16 protein-coding genes and 1 pseudogene are annotated in these 16,015 nt (G+C 65.6%); 7 read left to right on the top strand and 10 right to left on the bottom strand.

What is annotated here, in order from left to right:
- Positions 1-60: 60 nt before the first annotated feature.
- The 3 genes from JX552_RS27105 to lmeA all read right to left on the bottom strand — a co-directional run bounded on the left by JX552_RS27105 (position 61) and on the right by lmeA (position 2,279).
- Positions 61-363, bottom strand: a complete 303-nt coding sequence (locus JX552_RS27105; protein WP_205874850.1) for a DUF1416 domain-containing protein — start codon at positions 361-363, stop codon at positions 61-63.
- A 1-nt stretch (position 364) separates the two neighbouring features.
- Positions 365-1,198: a sulfurtransferase gene (locus JX552_RS27100; RefSeq protein ID WP_205874849.1), complete on the bottom strand. Its 834-nt coding sequence runs from the start codon at positions 1,196-1,198 to the stop codon at positions 365-367.
- A gap of 274 nt (positions 1,199-1,472) precedes the next feature.
- Positions 1,473-2,279 (bottom strand): mannan chain length control protein LmeA, encoded by an 807-nt coding sequence (gene lmeA / locus JX552_RS27095; RefSeq protein WP_205874848.1) that lies wholly within the window; start codon positions 2,277-2,279, stop codon positions 1,473-1,475.
- Positions 2,280-2,526: 247 nt separating this feature from the next.
- On the opposite strand from lmeA, the gene JX552_RS27090 reads away from it, so the two are divergent.
- The 6 genes from JX552_RS27090 to pstB all read left to right on the top strand — a co-directional run bounded on the left by JX552_RS27090 (position 2,527) and on the right by pstB (position 8,152).
- Positions 2,527-3,294, top strand: coding sequence for a winged helix-turn-helix transcriptional regulator (locus tag JX552_RS27090; protein WP_205874847.1), 768 nt, complete (start codon positions 2,527-2,529; stop codon positions 3,292-3,294).
- Positions 3,291-4,196 carry a mycothiol synthase gene (gene mshD, locus JX552_RS27085; RefSeq protein ID WP_205874846.1) on the top strand — a complete coding sequence of 302 codons (906 nt, stop codon included), beginning with the start codon at positions 3,291-3,293 and terminating at the stop codon, positions 4,194-4,196. Before JX552_RS27090 ends, mshD begins: the two co-directional genes overlap by 4 nt.
- Positions 4,197-4,299: 103 nt before the next feature.
- Positions 4,300-5,370: a phosphate ABC transporter substrate-binding protein PstS gene (gene pstS, locus JX552_RS27080; RefSeq protein WP_205878716.1), complete on the top strand. Its 1,071-nt coding sequence runs from the start codon at positions 4,300-4,302 to the stop codon at positions 5,368-5,370.
- Between the two features lie 29 nt (positions 5,371-5,399).
- On the top strand, positions 5,400-6,434 hold the full coding sequence (pstC, locus tag JX552_RS27075; RefSeq protein ID WP_205874845.1) for a phosphate ABC transporter permease subunit PstC: 1,035 nt from the start codon (positions 5,400-5,402) through the stop codon (positions 6,432-6,434).
- Positions 6,434-7,348, top strand: coding sequence for a phosphate ABC transporter permease PstA (gene pstA, locus JX552_RS27070; protein ID WP_205874844.1), 915 nt, complete (start codon positions 6,434-6,436; stop codon positions 7,346-7,348). Before pstC ends, pstA begins: the two co-directional genes overlap by 1 nt.
- 27 nt (positions 7,349-7,375) lie before the next feature.
- Entirely contained in the window at positions 7,376-8,152 is a 777-nt protein-coding gene (pstB, locus tag JX552_RS27065; RefSeq protein ID WP_205874843.1) for a phosphate ABC transporter ATP-binding protein PstB, read from the top strand.
- A 78-nt stretch (positions 8,153-8,230) separates the two neighbouring features.
- Here pstB and phoU read toward each other — a convergent pair whose 3' ends face one another.
- The 5 genes and pseudogenes from phoU to JX552_RS27040 all read right to left on the bottom strand — a co-directional run bounded on the left by phoU (position 8,231) and on the right by JX552_RS27040 (position 14,247).
- Positions 8,231-8,899, bottom strand: a complete 669-nt coding sequence (gene phoU / locus JX552_RS27060; RefSeq protein ID WP_205874842.1) for a phosphate signaling complex protein PhoU — start codon at positions 8,897-8,899, stop codon at positions 8,231-8,233.
- 71 nt (positions 8,900-8,970) lie between these two features.
- Positions 8,971-11,114, bottom strand: a pseudogene (locus tag JX552_RS27055) (LCP family protein).
- Positions 11,115-11,306: 192 nt separating this feature from the next.
- Entirely contained in the window at positions 11,307-12,440 is a 1,134-nt protein-coding gene (dusB, locus tag JX552_RS27050; RefSeq protein WP_205874841.1) for a tRNA dihydrouridine synthase DusB, read from the bottom strand.
- 6 nt (positions 12,441-12,446) lie between these two features.
- The gene (locus JX552_RS27045) at positions 12,447-13,469 is read right to left on the bottom strand and encodes an acyl-ACP desaturase (RefSeq protein WP_205874840.1); all 1,023 of its coding nucleotides are present in this window, start codon (positions 13,467-13,469) and stop codon (positions 12,447-12,449) included.
- A gap of 145 nt (positions 13,470-13,614) precedes the next feature.
- Positions 13,615-14,247 carry a TetR/AcrR family transcriptional regulator gene (locus JX552_RS27040; protein ID WP_205874839.1) on the bottom strand — a complete coding sequence of 211 codons (633 nt, stop codon included), beginning with the start codon at positions 14,245-14,247 and terminating at the stop codon, positions 13,615-13,617.
- Between the two features lie 64 nt (positions 14,248-14,311).
- Between JX552_RS27040 and JX552_RS27035 the strand changes: the two genes are divergently transcribed.
- Complete coding sequence (locus tag JX552_RS27035; protein ID WP_205874838.1) at positions 14,312-15,361, top strand: oxygenase MpaB family protein; 1,050 nt, start codon at positions 14,312-14,314, stop codon at positions 15,359-15,361.
- Between the two features lie 3 nt (positions 15,362-15,364).
- Here the strand turns inward: JX552_RS27035 and JX552_RS27030 are convergent, their stop codons facing one another.
- Entirely contained in the window at positions 15,365-15,565 is a 201-nt protein-coding gene (locus tag JX552_RS27030; protein WP_205874837.1) for a zinc transporter Slc39a7, read from the bottom strand.
- A 32-nt stretch (positions 15,566-15,597) separates the two neighbouring features.
- Positions 15,598-15,966, bottom strand: coding sequence for an ArsR/SmtB family transcription factor (locus tag JX552_RS27025; RefSeq protein WP_205874836.1), 369 nt, complete (start codon positions 15,964-15,966; stop codon positions 15,598-15,600).
- Positions 15,967-16,015 lie beyond the last annotated feature (49 nt).

Raw genomic sequence — 16,015 nt, 5'->3', positions numbered from 1 at the left:
CGTTGAGGGCGGCGACCACTCAAACTTCTTCGCCCTCAGCGCAGAGGAAACGGCTGCCGGTCAGGCGACCTTGATGTCCACCTCGTGGATGCCGGCGCCCGACGGCGCCACCACGGCGTCGCCGTTGCCCACCCGGGACAACGCGCGCAGTGTCCAGGATCCCGGCGCCGCGAAGAACCGGAAGTCGCCCGTCGCCGATGCGACAACCTCGGCAGTGAATTCGTCAGAGGAGTCCAACAGGCGGACGAATGCCCCGCCGACGGCTTGGCCGTCGCCATCCACGACGCGGCCGGTGATCACCGTTTCCTTCTCCAGGTCGACGCTGGCCGGCAATGTCAGTCCTTGCTTTGGTGCAGTGCACATGTCAGTTTCCCAACTCGATCGGGGCACCCACCAGGGAGCCGTATTCAGTCCAACTGCCGTCGTAGTTCTTGACGTTTTTGTGTCCGAGCAATTCCTGCAGGACGAACCAGGTGTGCGACGAACGTTCCCCGATCCGACAGTAGGCAATCGTTTCCTTCTGTCCATCCAGGCCGGCGTCGGCGTACAACTTGGCCAGGTCCTCATCGGACTTGAAGGTGCCGTCCTCGTTGGCGGCCTTGCTCCACGGCACGTTGATGGCGGTGGGGACGTGGCCGGGGCGCTGGCTCTGTTCCTGCGGCAGGTGCGCGGGCGCCAGGATCTTGCCGGAGTACTCGTCCGGAGACCGCACATCGACCAGGTTCTTGGTGCCGATGGCGGCGATGACCTCGTCACGGAAGGCCCGGATGGAGTTGTCCGGGGCGGCGGCGGTATACGAGGTGGCCGGCCGGTTCACGGCGTCGCTGGACAGCGGGCGACCGTCGAGCTCCCATTTCTTGCGGCCGCCGTCGAGCAGCTTCACCTTGTCGTGGCCGTACAGCTTGAAGTACCAGTACGCGTAGGCCGCGAACCAGTTGTTGTTGCCGCCGTAGAGGATCACGGTGTCGTCGTTGGAGATGCCACGCTCGGACAGCAACTTGGAGAACTGCTCGGCGTCGACGAAGTCGCGCTTAACCGGGTCCTGCAGGTCGTCGCGCCAGTCCAGCTTGACGGCGCCGGCGATGTGGCCGCCGTCGTATGCGCTGGTGTCCTCGTCCACCTCGACGAAGACGACGTTTTCGGCATCCAGATTGCTCTCAGCCCAGTCGGCGGAGACCAGGACGTCGGAGCGTGCCATGGGGGATCCTTTCGATTTCTTCTGATCAACAGCTTGGGGTCCGGGTACGCCTGGTGCGCGAGAGGAAGACATGCCACGGGGAAGGGGCCCTGGCCGCTTCGAGCGCTGCGCAGATCGGCGCGGCTACTCAGCAGCTACAGCAACAGCAACAGCACGCGACGCGGCACAGCTGGACTGCGCGGCGCTTGGCGAGCATGAGCTCGATGCGGGCTGACACGTCGGTCAGCTTACCCAATGAAACAGTGATCAAGCCAACAGCCGCCGGCGGGCGCCGTCACGACCGCTGGAAACCTTCCAGCGTCACGGTGACCCCCCGGGTGATGCCCTCGATGATGACGTCGGAGCCGCGCGCTCCCACGGTGTTCGGCGCCACCCCGAACGGGAGCCTCTGGTTGGGCAGCCGGCTGGCGAATGCCCGCAATACGGCCTCGCGTCTGTCGTCGGGAACGGTCTGGTTGGCGGTGTCAGGCCCGGTCACCACGCCGGTTGGGGTGATCACCAGCGTTGCCGCATCGTCGGGGGAGATGGACAGATCCACCGAGACGCTGACGCGGCGGTCGAAGTTCGCCGATTTCGGTGTGCCGCTGAACACCAGGCCGTGGCTGCCCGATATCCCGGATTCGGTGGTTCCCCCGGTGGCGTCGTTGGATTCCTGGGGCGGTGCCTCCACCATCAGGTCAGTGATGCCCAGATAGCGGCCCAGGTGTACCGAGTCGATGATGATGCGGCTCTCCAGTTCGCCGACCGGAAGCTTGGCTTCCGGCCTGATCAACCAGGACGCATCGGTCAGGTCGATCGAGTGCATGGTGGCCTCGAGGGTGGCCTTGCCGACCGGCGCGTGGTCGACGGCTCCGGCCTTGATCTCCAGCTCGTTGTAGTGGTGGCGCATCGCCTGGGGAATGAACGGAAAGGCCAGGATGGCCACGAACGGGTCGGATCCCAGGTTGGCGGCCTTGCGCACGTTGGTCGACAGTCGGTATTCGGCGTAGATGCTCGAGCCGTAGTCGACGCCGATGGCCGCCAGGGCGAGGACGCCAACGGCGATCGCCGCGGCAGTGGCACCGGCCAGGACTTTGCGCACGCGGACATTCTGACATCGCGGGGCCGTGTTGGGTTGCTCACAGTGCTTTCGCGGCCCGCGGCGCCCGCCGCAGGTCGTGGGGGCTTGGGCTAGCTGAGGGCTAACTGCCCGACTGCCCGCCGCCACCTGTTGAGAGGCCTCGTCGCCAGGCCGAATACCACGCGGCAAGTTATCGTTAGATGATCTTGCCGCTAACGTCATATGTCGCGATGAGTCTGGGAGGCCTTGCCCACGACGCTGGAGGGGCGTGTTGGAGCTATTACTGCTGACCTCGGAGCTGTATCCCGACCCGGTCCTACCCTCGTTGTCCCTGCTGCCGCATAACGTGCGGACGGCGCCACCGGAGGCGTCCTCTTTGCTGGAGGCGGGTAACGCCGACGCCGTGCTCGTCGATGCACGAAACGACCTCTCCGCGGCGCGCGGCCTGTGCCGGCTGCTGAGCACGGCGGGCCGCTCCGCGCCGGTGCTGGCGGTGGTGAGCGAAGGCGGTCTGGTTGCCGTCAGCGCCGACTGGGGCCTGGATGAGATCCTGCTTCCGAGCACCGGGCCGGCCGAGATCGACGCACGGCTGCGGCTCGTTGTGGGCCGCCGCGGCGGTCTGGCCGACCAGGAAAGCGTCGGCAAGGTCAGTCTGGGCGAACTGGTGATCGACGAGGGCACCTACACCGCGCGACTGCGTGGTCGCCCGCTCGACCTCACCTACAAAGAATTTGAGTTGCTGAAGTATCTGGCCCAGCATGCCGGCCGGGTGTTCACCCGCGCGCAACTGCTGCACGAAGTCTGGGGTTACGACTTCTTCGGCGGCACTCGCACCGTCGACGTGCACGTACGTCGGCTGCGAGCCAAACTTGGCCCCGAGCACGAGGCGCTGATCGGCACCGTGCGCAATGTCGGTTACAAGGCGGTCCGGCCCACGCGCGGCCGGGCCCAGGCCGCCGAACCCGATCGCGAATCTGAGGACGACGAATCCGACGCCGACACCGACTCGCTTGCCGACCCGTTGCGCAGTCAGTGACCGCGCCGCAGTGGCGCACTGCCCTGACCGCCGATGAGCAACACCAGATACGGGAAATCATCACGGCGGCGACAGAATTCGATGGCGTAGCCCCGGTCGGTGAGCAGGTGCTGCGGGAGCTGCCGCAGGACCGCACCGACCACCTGGTGGCTGCGGACGCGACGGCGGGAATCACGGGATATCTGAACCTCACCCGGCCGCGAGATGGTGCCGGCGCTATGTCGGAGTTGGTGGTGCATCCGCACGCCCGGCGTGTCGGTGTCGGCGCGGCGCTGATCCGTGCGGCGCTGGCCAAGACCGACGACAAGAGCCGCTTCTGGGCGCACGGCACCCTGGGGCCCGCCCGGGCCACCGCGTCGGCACTGGGATTGGTCACAGTGCGTCAACTGGTGCAGATGCGCCGGCAGCTGCGCGGTATCGCCGATCCGGCGCCTCCCGACCGCCTGCGCGAGGTGCGGATCCGCACCTACGCCGGCCCGGCTGACGACGCCGAACTACTACGGGTCAACAACGCCGCTTTCTCCTACCACCCGGAACAGGGCGGCTGGACCGAGCGCGAGATCGACGAGCGGCGTGGCGAGTCGTGGTTCGACCCGGCGGGTCTGTTCCTGGCATTCGACCGCGACGACCGGCTGCTGGGCTTCCACTGGACCAAAGTGCACCCCGACCCGGCCGGACTGGGCGAGGTCTACGTGCTGGGCGTCGACCCGTCGGCCCAGGGCAGCGGCCTGGGACAGCTGCTGACCTCGATCGGGCTGGCGTCGCTGGCACGGCGGTTGGCCAAGATGCCCGACCCTGGCGCGATGCTGTACGTGGAATCCGACAACACGGCCGCGGTGCGGACGTACGAGAAGACAGGTTTCACCGTCTACAGCGTCGACACCGCCTACGCGGCCGGCTGAGCGGATTCAGGCTTTCTTTCGGCGCGGAGCATAGTTTCCGAGCTACCTGGCAATGTTCCAATGAGTGAAAATCGGCTCGTTACTGGGAGCGACGGCCGTTGCCATGACGCTCTGCGGTACGGCGGTGACAGCCTGCGGCAGCGACGACAACCGCGGTGCTTCGATACCTGGCCAGGCAGCCGCCGGTGGTGGCTCGTGCGGCGGCAAGAACGCGTTGACCGCTGAGGGTTCGACGGCGCAACAGATCGCGATGGCGCTGTTCAACCAGGTGTGGGGCCAGCTGTGTCCGGGCAAGACGGTGTCCTATAACCCCACCGGGTCCGGTGCCGGACGCGAGCAGTTCATCGCCGGCCACGTCGATTTAGCCGGATCGGAATCGCCGCTGGTCGCCTCCCAGATCGGCCCGGCTACCCAACGGTGCAACGGAAGTGCGGCCTGGGACCTGCCGCTGGTGTTCGGGCCGATCGCGTTGGTGTACAACCTGCCGGGCGTTGCGAAACTGGCCCTCGACGCCGAGTCGCTGGCGAAGATCTTCAGCGGCGGCATCCGCACTTGGGACGATCCGCTGCTGGTTGCACTCAACCCCGGTGTGGCACTGCCCAAGACGGCGATCACGCCGATCTACCGCAAAGACTCCTCGGGCACCACTGACAACTTTCAGCAGTACCTGACCGCCGCCGCGCCACAGACTTGGACCAGGGGTGTGGGCACCGAGTTCCAGGGCGGCGTCGGTGAGGGCGCTCACCGGTCGGCCGGTGTGGTCGAGGCGGTGCAAGCCACGCCGGGAGCGATCGGATACGCCGAGAAGGGTTTCGCCGACCGCGCCCGGGTGCCGTTCGCGCAGATCGACACCGGCAACGGCGTCGTCGCGCTGACCTGGGAAACGGCCCGCAACGCCGCCGATGCCGTCACGTTCGCGGCTCAAGGCAACGATCTCGTGCTGGAGCTTGACTCGATGTACACGAGCCAGGAGCCGGCGTCGTACCCGTTGGTCCTGGCGACCTATGAAATCGTGTGCTCCAAGGGGTACGACCCGGACACCGCCGCAGCGGTGAAGGCATTCCTCACCACCGCCGTCGACAAGGGCCAGACCGCGCTTGCCTCCGCCGGCTATGTGCCGTTGCCGGATAAGGTCAAGGAGCGCCTGGTCGCCGCGATCGACGCATTGCAGTAACCGCACGGAGAACTTCGACGGGATCACCAGTGACGACGCCAAACCCTGCCGATGCGGGTTCTGGTGACGTCGTCGCCGCGCCGTTCCCGGAACCGCCGATCGTCCCGATCAGTCCTTGGGGGTACGGCAGGCCGTCGCTGGGGGACCGCATCTTCCGCCGGCTCTCCGAAGGGGCCGGCCTGTTGATCGTGGCCGTGATCGCCGGCGTCGGCGCATTCTTGTGGTGGCGCGCCGTTCCGGCCCTCACCCGCAATCACGAGAATTTCTTCACCTACCGCGGCAATTGGGTGACAACCGACCCCTCCGCGATGCGGTTCGGCATCCTCGAACAGCTGCACGTGACATTCTTCGTGTCGGTGTTCGCGCTGGTCCTGGCGATGCCGGTGGCGCTGGGGGTGGCGATCTATCTGACCCAGTACGTGCCGCGCAGGTTGGCCGCGCCGCTGTCGTACTGCGTGGATCTGCTGGCAGCGGTGCCGTCGATCATCTACGGCGTGTGGGGCCTGTATGTATTGGCGCCGCACTTGCGGCCCGTGGCCAGCTGGCTCAATGTCCATTTGGGGGGTGTGTTCCTGTTTTCCACCGGCAACGCGTCGGCGGCCGGTGGCGGCACCATCTTCACCGCCGGGATTGTTCTCGGCATGATGATCCTGCCGATCATCACCGCGGTCACCCGTGAAGTGTTCGTCCAAACGCCGCAGGACGAGATCGAGGCCGCGCTCGCCCTGGGCGCCACCCGCTGGGAAGTGGTCAAGACGACGGTATTGCCCTTCGGCCGTTCGGGTTTCATCAGCGGGTCGATTCTGGGGCTGGGGCGGGCCTTGGGTGAAACGGTGGCGTTGCTGATCATTCTGCGCGGCACGCAGGCGGCATTCGGGTGGTCGCTGTTCGACGGCGGGTCCACCTTTGCGACCAAGATCGCCGCGGCCGCGCCCGAGTTCGATAACCAGTACAAGGCAGGCGCATACCTGGCGGCGGGTCTGGTGCTCTTCGTCCTCACCTTCGTGGTCAACGCTCTGGCGCGTGCGGCGGTGGCCGGGACCCGAGTCGGAGGGACGCGCTGATGACCTCGATGCTGGACCGCCCGCTGAAATGGCGGACACTCGGCTCGCGCGGATGGCGCCGTCGCGTCGCCAACAGCGTCGCCACCATCCTGGTGACGCTGGCGATGCTGATCGCCTTGGCGCCATTGTTCTGGTTGCTGTGCTCGGTGGCGGTCAACGGATTCCGGGCGCTGACATCGAGTACCTGGTGGACGCATTCCCAGGCGGGTACCACAGCGTTGAATCCCGGTGGCGGTGCCTACCACGCCATCGTCGGCACCCTGCTGCTGGGTGTGGCGTGCGCGGCGATCTCCATCCCGATCGGTGTCCTAGTGGGCATCTACCTGGTGGAATACGGCGGCCGCAGCCCGCTGGCGAGATTGGTCACGTTCACGGTGGACATCCTGGCGGGGGTGCCCTCGATCGTCGCGGCGTTGTTCATCTACGCGGTGTGGGTCGCGGTGTTGGGTCTGCCACGGTCCCAGTTCGCCGTGTCGTTGGCGTTGGTCCTGATGATGCTTCCGGTGATCGCGCGCGCGACCGAAGAGATGCTGCGGATAGTCCCCATGGACCTTCGGGAAGCCAGTTACGCACTTGGGATACCGAAGTGGAAGACCATCGCCAAAGTGGTGCTGCCGACCGGTCGATCGGGCATTCTCACGGGAATTCTGCTGGCGTTGGCCCGGGTTTTAGGTGAGACTTCGCCGCTGCTCATCCTGGTCGGCTATTCACGCGCTATGAACTTCGACATGTTCAGTGGGTTCATGGGGTCGTTGCCCGGCATGATGTATGACCAGACGACCGCTGGCGCCGGCACCAACCCCGTTCCCACAGATCGGCTGTGGGGCGCCGCGCTGACGCTGATCTTGTTGATAGCCATCATCAATATCGGTGCGAGGGTGGTCGCGAAGATCTTCACCCCGAAGAAGGCTTGAGTAGGTAACAGGCAGGAGCGGTATCAGTTGGCCAAACGGTTGGACCTCAAAGAGGTCAACATCTACTACGGGTCGTTCCACGCGGTCGCGGACGTATCGCTGTCGGTGCTGCCGCGCAGCGTGACAGCCTTCATCGGTCCGTCCGGGTGCGGCAAGACCACCGTGCTGCGCACCCTGAACCGGATGCACGAGGTGCTGCCGGGCGCCCGGGTCGAGGGCAGTGTGTTGCTCGACGATGAGGACATCTACGGCGCGCGCATCGACCCCGTCGGTGTGCGAAGGGCCATCGGCATGGTGTTTCAGCGGCCAAATCCCTTCCCCGCCATGTCGATTCGCGACAACGTCGTGGCCGGGCTGAAGCTGCAGGGGGTTCGCAACCGTAAGGTGCTCGACGAGACGACCGAGCACTCGCTGCGCGGGGCCAACCTGTGGGACGAGGTCAAAGACAGGTTGGACAAACCCGGTGGCGGCCTGTCCGGTGGCCAGCAGCAGCGGTTGTGTATCGCGCGCGCCATCGCGGTGCAACCCGACGTGCTGTTGATGGACGAGCCATGCTCGGCCCTGGACCCCATCTCGACCATGGCGATCGAGGAACTGATCAGCGAGCTGAAGCAGGAATACACCATTGTCATCGTCACGCACAACATGCAGCAGGCGGCGCGGGTGAGTGACCAGACGGCGTTCTTCAACTTGGAGGCCGTCGGCAAGCCCGGGCGCCTGGTCGAGATCGACGACACCGAGAAGATTTTCTCCAACCCCAGCCAGAAGTCCACCGAGGACTACATCTCTGGCCGCTTCGGGTAGCGAGACGCTAGCGCGTCGAGCCCGCAAATTTGCAGTGAAAATACGCGAGTGGACCCCGCCAGATCTGCGGGCTCGTGGCTAATGCGAGGTGGGGCTCGGCTCGCCCTCGGGGAATTTGCCGGTCGCCTGGAAGATCACCCGGCGCGCCACCTCGACGGCGTGGTCGGCGAAGCGTTCGTAGAAGCGTCCCAGCAGCGTGACGTCGACGGCCGCGGCCACGCCGTGCTTCCACTCCCGGTCCATTAACACGCTGAACAGATGCCGGTGCAGGTCGTCCATCGCGTCGTCTTCTTCGCGGATCCGCGCGGCCTTTTCCGGGTCTCGGGACAACAGCACCTCTTGCGCGCTGTTGCCTAATTCGACTGCGATGCTTCCCATTTCGGCAAAGTAGCCGTTGACCTCTTCGGGCAGGGCGTGCTGCGGGTGTCGGCGGCGGGCGATCTTGGCGACGTGCAGAGCCAACGCGCCCATCCGGTCGATGTCGGCGACGATCTGAATTGCGCTGACGATCGACCTCAGGTCGCCGGCTACCGGCGCCTGTAGAGCCAGTAGGACGAAGGCGCTTTCCTCGGCCTGGGTGCTGAGGGCCGAAATTCGTTCGTGGTCGGTGATGACTTGCTCGGCCAGCACCAGATCGGCCTGCAACAGGGCTTGGGTAGCCCGCTCCATTGCAATCCCGGCCAGCCCGCACATTTCGCCCAGTCGCTCGGACAAATCCGCGAGCTGCTCATGGTAGGCGGTTCTCATGTATAAAGCCTACGTTCTGCACATAGCCGATGGCGGGCAGCGGCACGTCCTTGTTCACAAACCTTGTTGAGCTATTCGCAGGTGGTATCCGCGGCGTTGGTGACGGTCAGGTCCTCCGGCAGCCGGGTCGGCGGGCTGCTGCTGTTTCGGCTGATCTGCATGCTGACCGAGGAACCGCTGGGCGGCGGCGAAGTCACCGCGCTGAAGTCCGGGCCGAGCACCACCTGAACCACCGAGCCGATCCCGGTCACCCGCTCGACCTTGGAATTGCCGAACGCCGCGGCCACCGTTGCGGCGGCCTGCTCGTTGCCGGGAGAGAAGAAGACCGTGGTCGTCTTCAGCGAACTCGGGTAGTCGTCCGGCGTCATCACGTTGAAGCCGTTGCGCTTGAGCTGGCTCGCGGCGGTCGCGGCCAGCCCCTCGGTGCCGGTCCCGTTGGACACCTGGACCGTGACCTCTTGCGGCGAGGTCGTCGTCACCTGCTCACGGTGAGTGTCATTGACGGGTGCCGGCTGGGGCTGGGGTGGCTTCTTGGTGGAGCTGGGGCTCGACCCCGACGTGCCCGTTCCAGAGGTCTGTGAGGTGCCCAGACTCTGCGCGTTCTGGTCGTTCTCCTTGGGCAGCGGGTCGTCGTTGATGATGGCGGTGAACAGCGCCTTCATGTCCGCGGTGCGGGGCGGCTCGTTGCCGTCCTGATCCGTCACGCCGGTGGGAACGGTGACGAACGTGACGTGCCCCGCCGCCATGTGCTGCAGGGATCGGCCGAGTTCGACCAGGTCTTTGGTCTTGACGTTATCCACGTAGCTGTTGCCGATGAACATGTTGACGACGTTGTTGAGCTTGTTGAGGTTCATCAACGTGTCTTCGGAGATCATGGTCCGCAGCAGCGAGGACAGGAACAGCTGCTGACGCTTGATCCGGCCGTAGTCGCCGTTGCTCTCGGTGGTGACCTGACGGGCGCGTACATAGTTCAGCGCGGTGGGTCCGTCGATGACCTGCCGTCCGGCATGGTCGAGCACTGTGCCCAGCTCGTAGTCCTTCAGCGGCGTGGTGCTGCACACCTCGACGCCGCCGAGGGCCTCGACCATGCGCCCGAAGCCGACGAAGTCGATGGCGATGAACCGGTTGACGCTCAAGCCGGACAGCTTTTGGACGACTTTCACCAGGCATTTGGGGCCCCCGAAGGAGAATGCCGAGTTCAGCTTGGTCTCGGTGTAGACCATCCGGGGACCGGTCTTGCCGGTCTTCGGGTCGTAGATGGGCCCGTACTTGCCGTCCTCGGGATTCCATGCCTCGCACTGGATGGGACTGATCGCCAGGTCGCGGGGAAACGACACCGCGACCACGCGCTTGCGGTTGGCGGGAATGTTGACCAGCATGACCGTGTCCGATCGCGCGCCCCCGGCGTCCTCGGTGTCGCCCGCCCCCACATTGGCATTGGCGCCCAAGCGCGAGTCCATGCCGACGATCAGGAAGTTCTCGTCGCCGTACTGCGCATTCGGGTCCACGATGTCGGACGACCCGGGTCGAGCGCGCTGACAGTATTCAGCTGATTGTTCTTCGACGAGCTCCAATGCCACGCGCCGCCGGTGAGCACCAGCGACAGCAAGGCGATGACGGCCACCATTGAGCGGCCGGCAATCAGGATGGGCCGCCGGCGGGACTTCCGCTTCTCCGGGGCTGCCGACGCGCCGGCGGGAGCGGCGGCGCGGTTTCGCCTGCGGCGCGACTGTTTGTCCGTTCCGGCATCTTCCGGGTAGTTGGCCGCCCCCAGGTCCGGGATTTCGGAGAGCAGTTGCAGGGAGTACGCCGGAGTGGGGATGACCTGGGTGTCCAGCAGCTCGTCGCGTTCGGCGATCCCGGGGTCGGCGGCGGCCTCCGGCTCGTCGTCGTCGGCCTCTGGTTCGTCGGCCACGTGATGGTTGGTGGGACGGTCCGGGAGGGTCGCGCCGAGTTTCGCGATCAGATCCGCAACGCTCAGGACTCCGTCGTTGTGGCTGCCGGGCCGGGGGTCCTCGGGCCTGTCGGGGGTCTCGGCTCGGGTCAAAGTTGCCGCCGACCATCGGCTCAGCTCGTCGTCGGCCGCCGGCGCCGTGAAGCGCTCCCACGGCGCGGCGCCTCGCAAAGGCTGCGCGTTTGCGGTAAGGAAGTCAGCATCACCGGTGTCCGGCGCGCGCCGATGGTCACGAGTGGCGTCTTTCTCGCCGTCACTCATGTCCTATCGGCCTCCGAAGTCACTATGCGGACGTCCCCGTCGATGGGGTAATTGCTCGGGCACAACGCGCACATGGGAACGCAGCACCGCCGTAGTCGGCGCCGCGAAAGTGCATTAAGGCTCATATCGTACTGATTTATCGGCGGAGACGCGATTTCGAGAGTGTCTCGGTTCAGCCACCCCTCTTGCGGGTCAGCCGCCTGAGTGCATGACGTCGGCGCCTTCTGGCACGCGACAGTCGTCGGGGTCGCTGAGCCAGCCGTCGGGCAGCGACACCCGGGCCGGCGAGCCCTGGCGGCCGCGAGGGCCGTTGCCGGCTTCCGGAAACGGAATGTCGCCGTCGAGCTGGTTGAGCAGCCCGTCGAGTTCGTCGAGCGTCTTGACCAGCGCCAACGCGCGCCGGAGATCGGATCCGGCGGGGAAGCCGTGCAGGTACCAGGCGACGTGCTTGCGGATGTCACGCATTCCTTTGTCTTCGCCGAAATGGGCTGCCAGCAATGCGCCGTGCCGTCGGATGATGTCGGCGACCTCACCCAGGCGCGGCGGCGTGGGCGCCGGCCTGCCGGTGAACGCGGCCGACAACTCGGCGAACAGCCAGGGCCGGCCCAGGCAGCCGCGGCCGATGACCACGCCGTCGCATCCGGTGGCCGCCATCATGGCCAGGGCGTCGCTGGCGTCGTAGATATCTCCGTTGCCCAGCACCGGAATGGTGCCCACCTGCTGTTTGAGCAGGGCGATCTGATCCCAATCTGCGGTGCCGGAATACCGCTGTGCGGCCGTGCGGGCGTGCAGTGCGACGGCCGCGGCGCCCTCGGACTCGGCAATGCGTCCGGCGTCCAGGTGAGTGTGGTGGTCGTCGTCGATGCCGATGCGGAACTTGACGGTCACCGGAATGTCGGTGCCGGCGGTGGCACGCACCGCGGCGGAGACGATCTGGCCGAACAGCCGCCGCTTGTAGGGCAGTGCCGCTCCGCCACCGCGCTTGGTCACCTTGGGCACCGGGCAGCCGAAGTTCATGTCGATGTGGTCGGCCAGCCCCTCGTCGGCGATCATCCTGGCCGCGGCGAAGGTGGTGTCTGGATCCACCGTGTAGAGCTGCAGCGACCGTGGCGATTCGGCTGGGGCGAACGTTGTCATGTGCATGGTGACCGGGTGGCGCTCGACGAGTGCCCGCGCGGTCACCATCTCACAGACGTACAGTCCGCTGACCGTGCCTACCTTCGACTGCTCCAGTTCACGGCACAGCGACCGGAATGCGACGTTCGTCACACCGGCCATGGGCGCCAGCACGACGGGGCTGGCCAGCTCGATGGTGCCGATGCGCAATGGGCACTACCGCCCGCTCAGCGTCAGCTTGCCCGCGGTCTCGTGCAGTTCGAACGCGGTGGTCTTCTTGCCGGTGCGCAGTTCACGGTCGAGTTGGCGCTGCCTGGACACCTCGAACTTGTCGCAGGACGCTTCCAGTTCCTTGATCAGCACTCCCAGGTCGTCGCGAAGCGCGGCGGCTTCGCCGGTGAAGTCCTCGCGCTCGAAAATGCGCCACTTCTTCAGCACCGGCAGTACGACGTCGTCGAGGTGGATCCGCGGGTCGTAGACGCCGCCGACGGCGATGAGCACCGCTTTGCGGCGGAACTCGGGCACCTGGTACCCGGGCATCTGGAAGTTGCGCAGGATCTTGTGCAGCGACTTCATCGCCTGGTTGGGCGCAATCTCGAACCCGGCTTCGCTGACATCGCGGTAGAAGATCATGTGCAGGTTCTCGTCGGCCGAGATCTTGGCCAGCATTTGGTCGGCGATCGGCTCGTCGCAGGCCTTGCCGGTGTTGCGGTGCGAAATCCGAGTGGCCAACTCCTGGAAGGTGACGTAGATGACCGAGTCGAACAGGCTCTCGGCGAACAGGTCATCGCGAACCTGGTGGTTCTGGCCTGGGCTGAAACCCCGGTTCACCACCTCCATGCGCAGCTTTTCCAGCTCGTAGGGGTCGACCGCGCGGGTCACCACCAGATAGTCGCGCAGCGCGATCCCGTGCCGGTTCTCTTCGGCGGTCCACCGGTTGACCCACTGGCCCCAGGCGCCGTCCAGGCCGAAGTTCATGGTGATCTCGCGGTGGTATGACGGCAGGTTGTCTTCGGTCATCAGGTTCTGCACCATCGCAACCTGAGCGATGTCGGACAGCTTGGACTGTCCGGGTTCCCAATCCTGTCCACCGAGGGCATAGAAGTTCTTCCCGTCCGACCACGGGATGAAGTCGTGCGGGTTCCAGTCTTTATGCATGCTCTCGTGCCGGTTCAGGTATTTCTCGACCATCGGCTCGAGTTCCTGTAGCAGCTGCAGATTGGTCAGCTCGCCTGACATGGCAACTCCAGTTATCTGTGTCTGTTGGTTGCAGTCAATATATCTGTGCCTATCAGTAGCATCAAGTTTGCCGACGGTGTGGCGTATCACGGTGCGGTCAAGGATGATCGGCTACCGCCGGAGGGATTCCCGAGGTAGAGCGCGGTTAATCGTGCGGCGCCGACGCTGTTGTGATGTCGGCCGATGCCTGTTCGACGTAAGTCGCGGCCGTCCCCAGCAGCATGTCGACGCAGTAGTCGATGAACTGCTGGCGAGTGGCGCCCAGCTGGTTGTTCAGGTAAGCGGTGAACAAAGCGGTCAGTGCGCCGATCAAGCTGGTCGCGACCAGCTTCTGCGTCACCGGGTCGACGATCCGCGACAGCTTGTGCTGGAGCAGGTCGATGAAGTTGGGCATCCACTCCGCACCGGAGCGGGTCAGCACTGGTTCGACCGCCGGCGCCAGCAACAGCACGCGCCCGCGTACCGGGTCGTCGACCATCAGCGCCACGAACTGTTCGACGGCCTCGCGCGCCGTCTTGGCCGACGTCAGCGTCGCCATCGCCCGGGTGCAGACGTCGTCGTAGACCGCACGAACGAAGTGCTCGCGATCGGTGAAGCTCTCGTAGAAGTACCGCTCGGTCAGATTCGCCTGACGGCAGACGGCGCGCACCGTGAGCGCGGGCCCGCCCTCACTGCCGAGCAGTTGGACACCGGCGGTGACCAAGGTGTCGCGGCGCAATGCGTGGCGGTCTTCCAGGGGGACGCCCGACCACCGCCCCCGTCGTTGACCCGCCTGCACTTCGCTCCTAGAATCGATTCTGACAACGCGCGTAGTCAGAATTTGGACAGCTGAGGAAAAACCAGTGACTCAAGATACTTCTGCGGCCTGTCCGGTGACCAGCGCCGACGGCCTTGCTTCCGGCGTGGCCTCCAGCGCGCAGCAGGTGGGCCAGAGCGTGGCCGCCGGGTGTCCGGTCTCGGGGCAAGGCTACGAGGCGCCGCCGACACCGCTCGGGCCCGGTTCGTTGACCTGGAAATACTTCGGCGACTGGCGAGGCATGCTGCAGGGGCCCTTCGCGGGTTCAATGCAGAACATGCACCCTCAGTTGGGTGCCGCGGTCAAAGACCATTCGACCTTTCTGCGGGAGCCGTTGCCGCGGGTGATGCGGTCGCTGTACCCGATCGGAGGGGTGGTCTTCGATGGTGACCGCGCGCCGACCACGGGCGCCGAGGTGCGCGACTATCACGTCGACATCAAGGGCGTCGATGACCAGGGTCGGCGCTACCACGCGCTGAACCCCGACGTTTTCTACTGGGCGCACTCGACCTTCTTCGTCGGCACGCTGCATGTGGCCGAATGGTTCGGTGGCGGCCTGACCGAAGGGGAGAAGCGGCAGCTGTTCGACGAACACGTCCAGTGGTACCGGATGTACGGCATGAGCATGCGGCCGGTGCCGAAGTCTTGGGAAGAATTCCAGGACTACTGGGATCACATGTGCCGCAACGTGTTGGAGGACAACTTTGCAACCCGGGTGGTCCTGGATCTGACGAGGTACGACAAGCCGCCGATTGCGCCGTGGCTACCGGACTGGCTGTGGTCGGGCCTGACCAAGCTGACCGCGCCGTTCTTTCTGTGGCTGACCGTCGGCCTGTATCACCCGGCCGTACGTGAACGGTTGGGCTACCGGTGGTCGCGCCGCGATGAGTGGCTGCACCGGCGCTTCGGCAACCTGGTGCGGGTGGTCTTCACGCTCGTACCGCCCAGATACCGCAAGCACCCCCGGGCTCGGGCCGGTCTCGACCGTGCATCCGGCCGCATCCCGGCCCACGCGCCGCTGCCGCAGACGCCCGCGCGCAACCTGCCTCCGCTGGATGAGCGCGGGGATCCGAAGCATTACTGCCCGGTGGTGTGAGGGTCAGTGCGTGTGGCTGTGCACCTCTTCCAGGCCTGCCTGGTGTACGTGTTCGTGCGTGTGTTCGGTGCCGTCGCCGTGTGAGTGGGTGTGCTCGTGCGCGACGTGCTCGTGGTCGTGAGTGGTGTGGGCGTGGCTGTGCTGCACGTCGCCGTGCTGATGTTCGTGGGCGTGCGCCTCATCGTGACTGTGCTCTGACATCATCTTTCTCCTTTTCGTGAAATGTGTTGTGACGCTTACTTGTTGATCGCCTTCAAGGCGTTGTCCCCGCGGTGGTGACCCGGCACGCCTGGGCCGGCGTGCTCGGCGTTGTGAACCGCGTCGATGACGAGCTGGCGCACGTGGTCGTTCTCCAGGCTGTAGAAGATCGTGGTGCCGTCGCGGCGGGTGCGGACCAGACGTGCCATGCGCAACTTCGCCAGATGCTGGGACACGGAGGGCGCCGGCTTGCCCACGTGCTCGGCGAGTTCGTTGACCGACATCTCGTGCTTGGCCAGCGACCACAACACCTGCACCCGAGTGGCGTCGGCCAGCATGCGGAAGACCTCGACCACCAGTCCGACCTGATCGTCGGGCAGGCATCCTGATCTATTATCTGCGTGCATACGTAGATAATAGGTAAAGCGGGCAGGTCGGTGTCAAGCCGGGAAGCCC

The organism is Mycobacterium gordonae (assembly GCF_017086405.1).
Taxonomy (GTDB): domain Bacteria; phylum Actinomycetota; class Actinomycetes; order Mycobacteriales; family Mycobacteriaceae; genus Mycobacterium; species Mycobacterium gordonae_D.
The sequence above is the reverse complement of the archived record's forward strand: the minus strand, read 5'-3'. Positions and strand labels throughout refer to the sequence as shown.

Excerpts from the sequence above, each read along its gene's own strand:
- JX552_RS27105 (WP_205874850.1), bottom strand. The coding sequence starts at position 363 with ATGTGCACTGCACCAAAGCAAGGACTGACATTGCCGGCCAGCGTCGAC.
- JX552_RS27100 (WP_205874849.1), bottom strand. The coding sequence starts at position 1,198 with ATGGCACGCTCCGACGTCCTGGTCTCCGCCGACTGGGCTGAGAGCAAT.
- pstS (WP_205878716.1), top strand. The coding sequence starts at position 4,300 with ATGACGCTCTGCGGTACGGCGGTGACAGCCTGCGGCAGCGACGACAAC.
- pstA (WP_205874844.1), top strand. The coding sequence starts at position 6,434 with ATGACCTCGATGCTGGACCGCCCGCTGAAATGGCGGACACTCGGCTCG.
- phoU (WP_205874842.1), bottom strand. The coding sequence starts at position 8,899 with ATGAGAACCGCCTACCATGAGCAGCTCGCGGATTTGTCCGAGCGACTG.
- JX552_RS27045 (WP_205874840.1), bottom strand. The coding sequence starts at position 13,469 with ATGTCAGGCGAGCTGACCAATCTGCAGCTGCTACAGGAACTCGAGCCG.
- JX552_RS27030 (WP_205874837.1), bottom strand. The coding sequence starts at position 15,565 with ATGATGTCAGAGCACAGTCACGATGAGGCGCACGCCCACGAACATCAG.
- JX552_RS27025 (WP_205874836.1), bottom strand. The coding sequence starts at position 15,966 with ATGCACGCAGATAATAGATCAGGATGCCTGCCCGACGATCAGGTCGGA.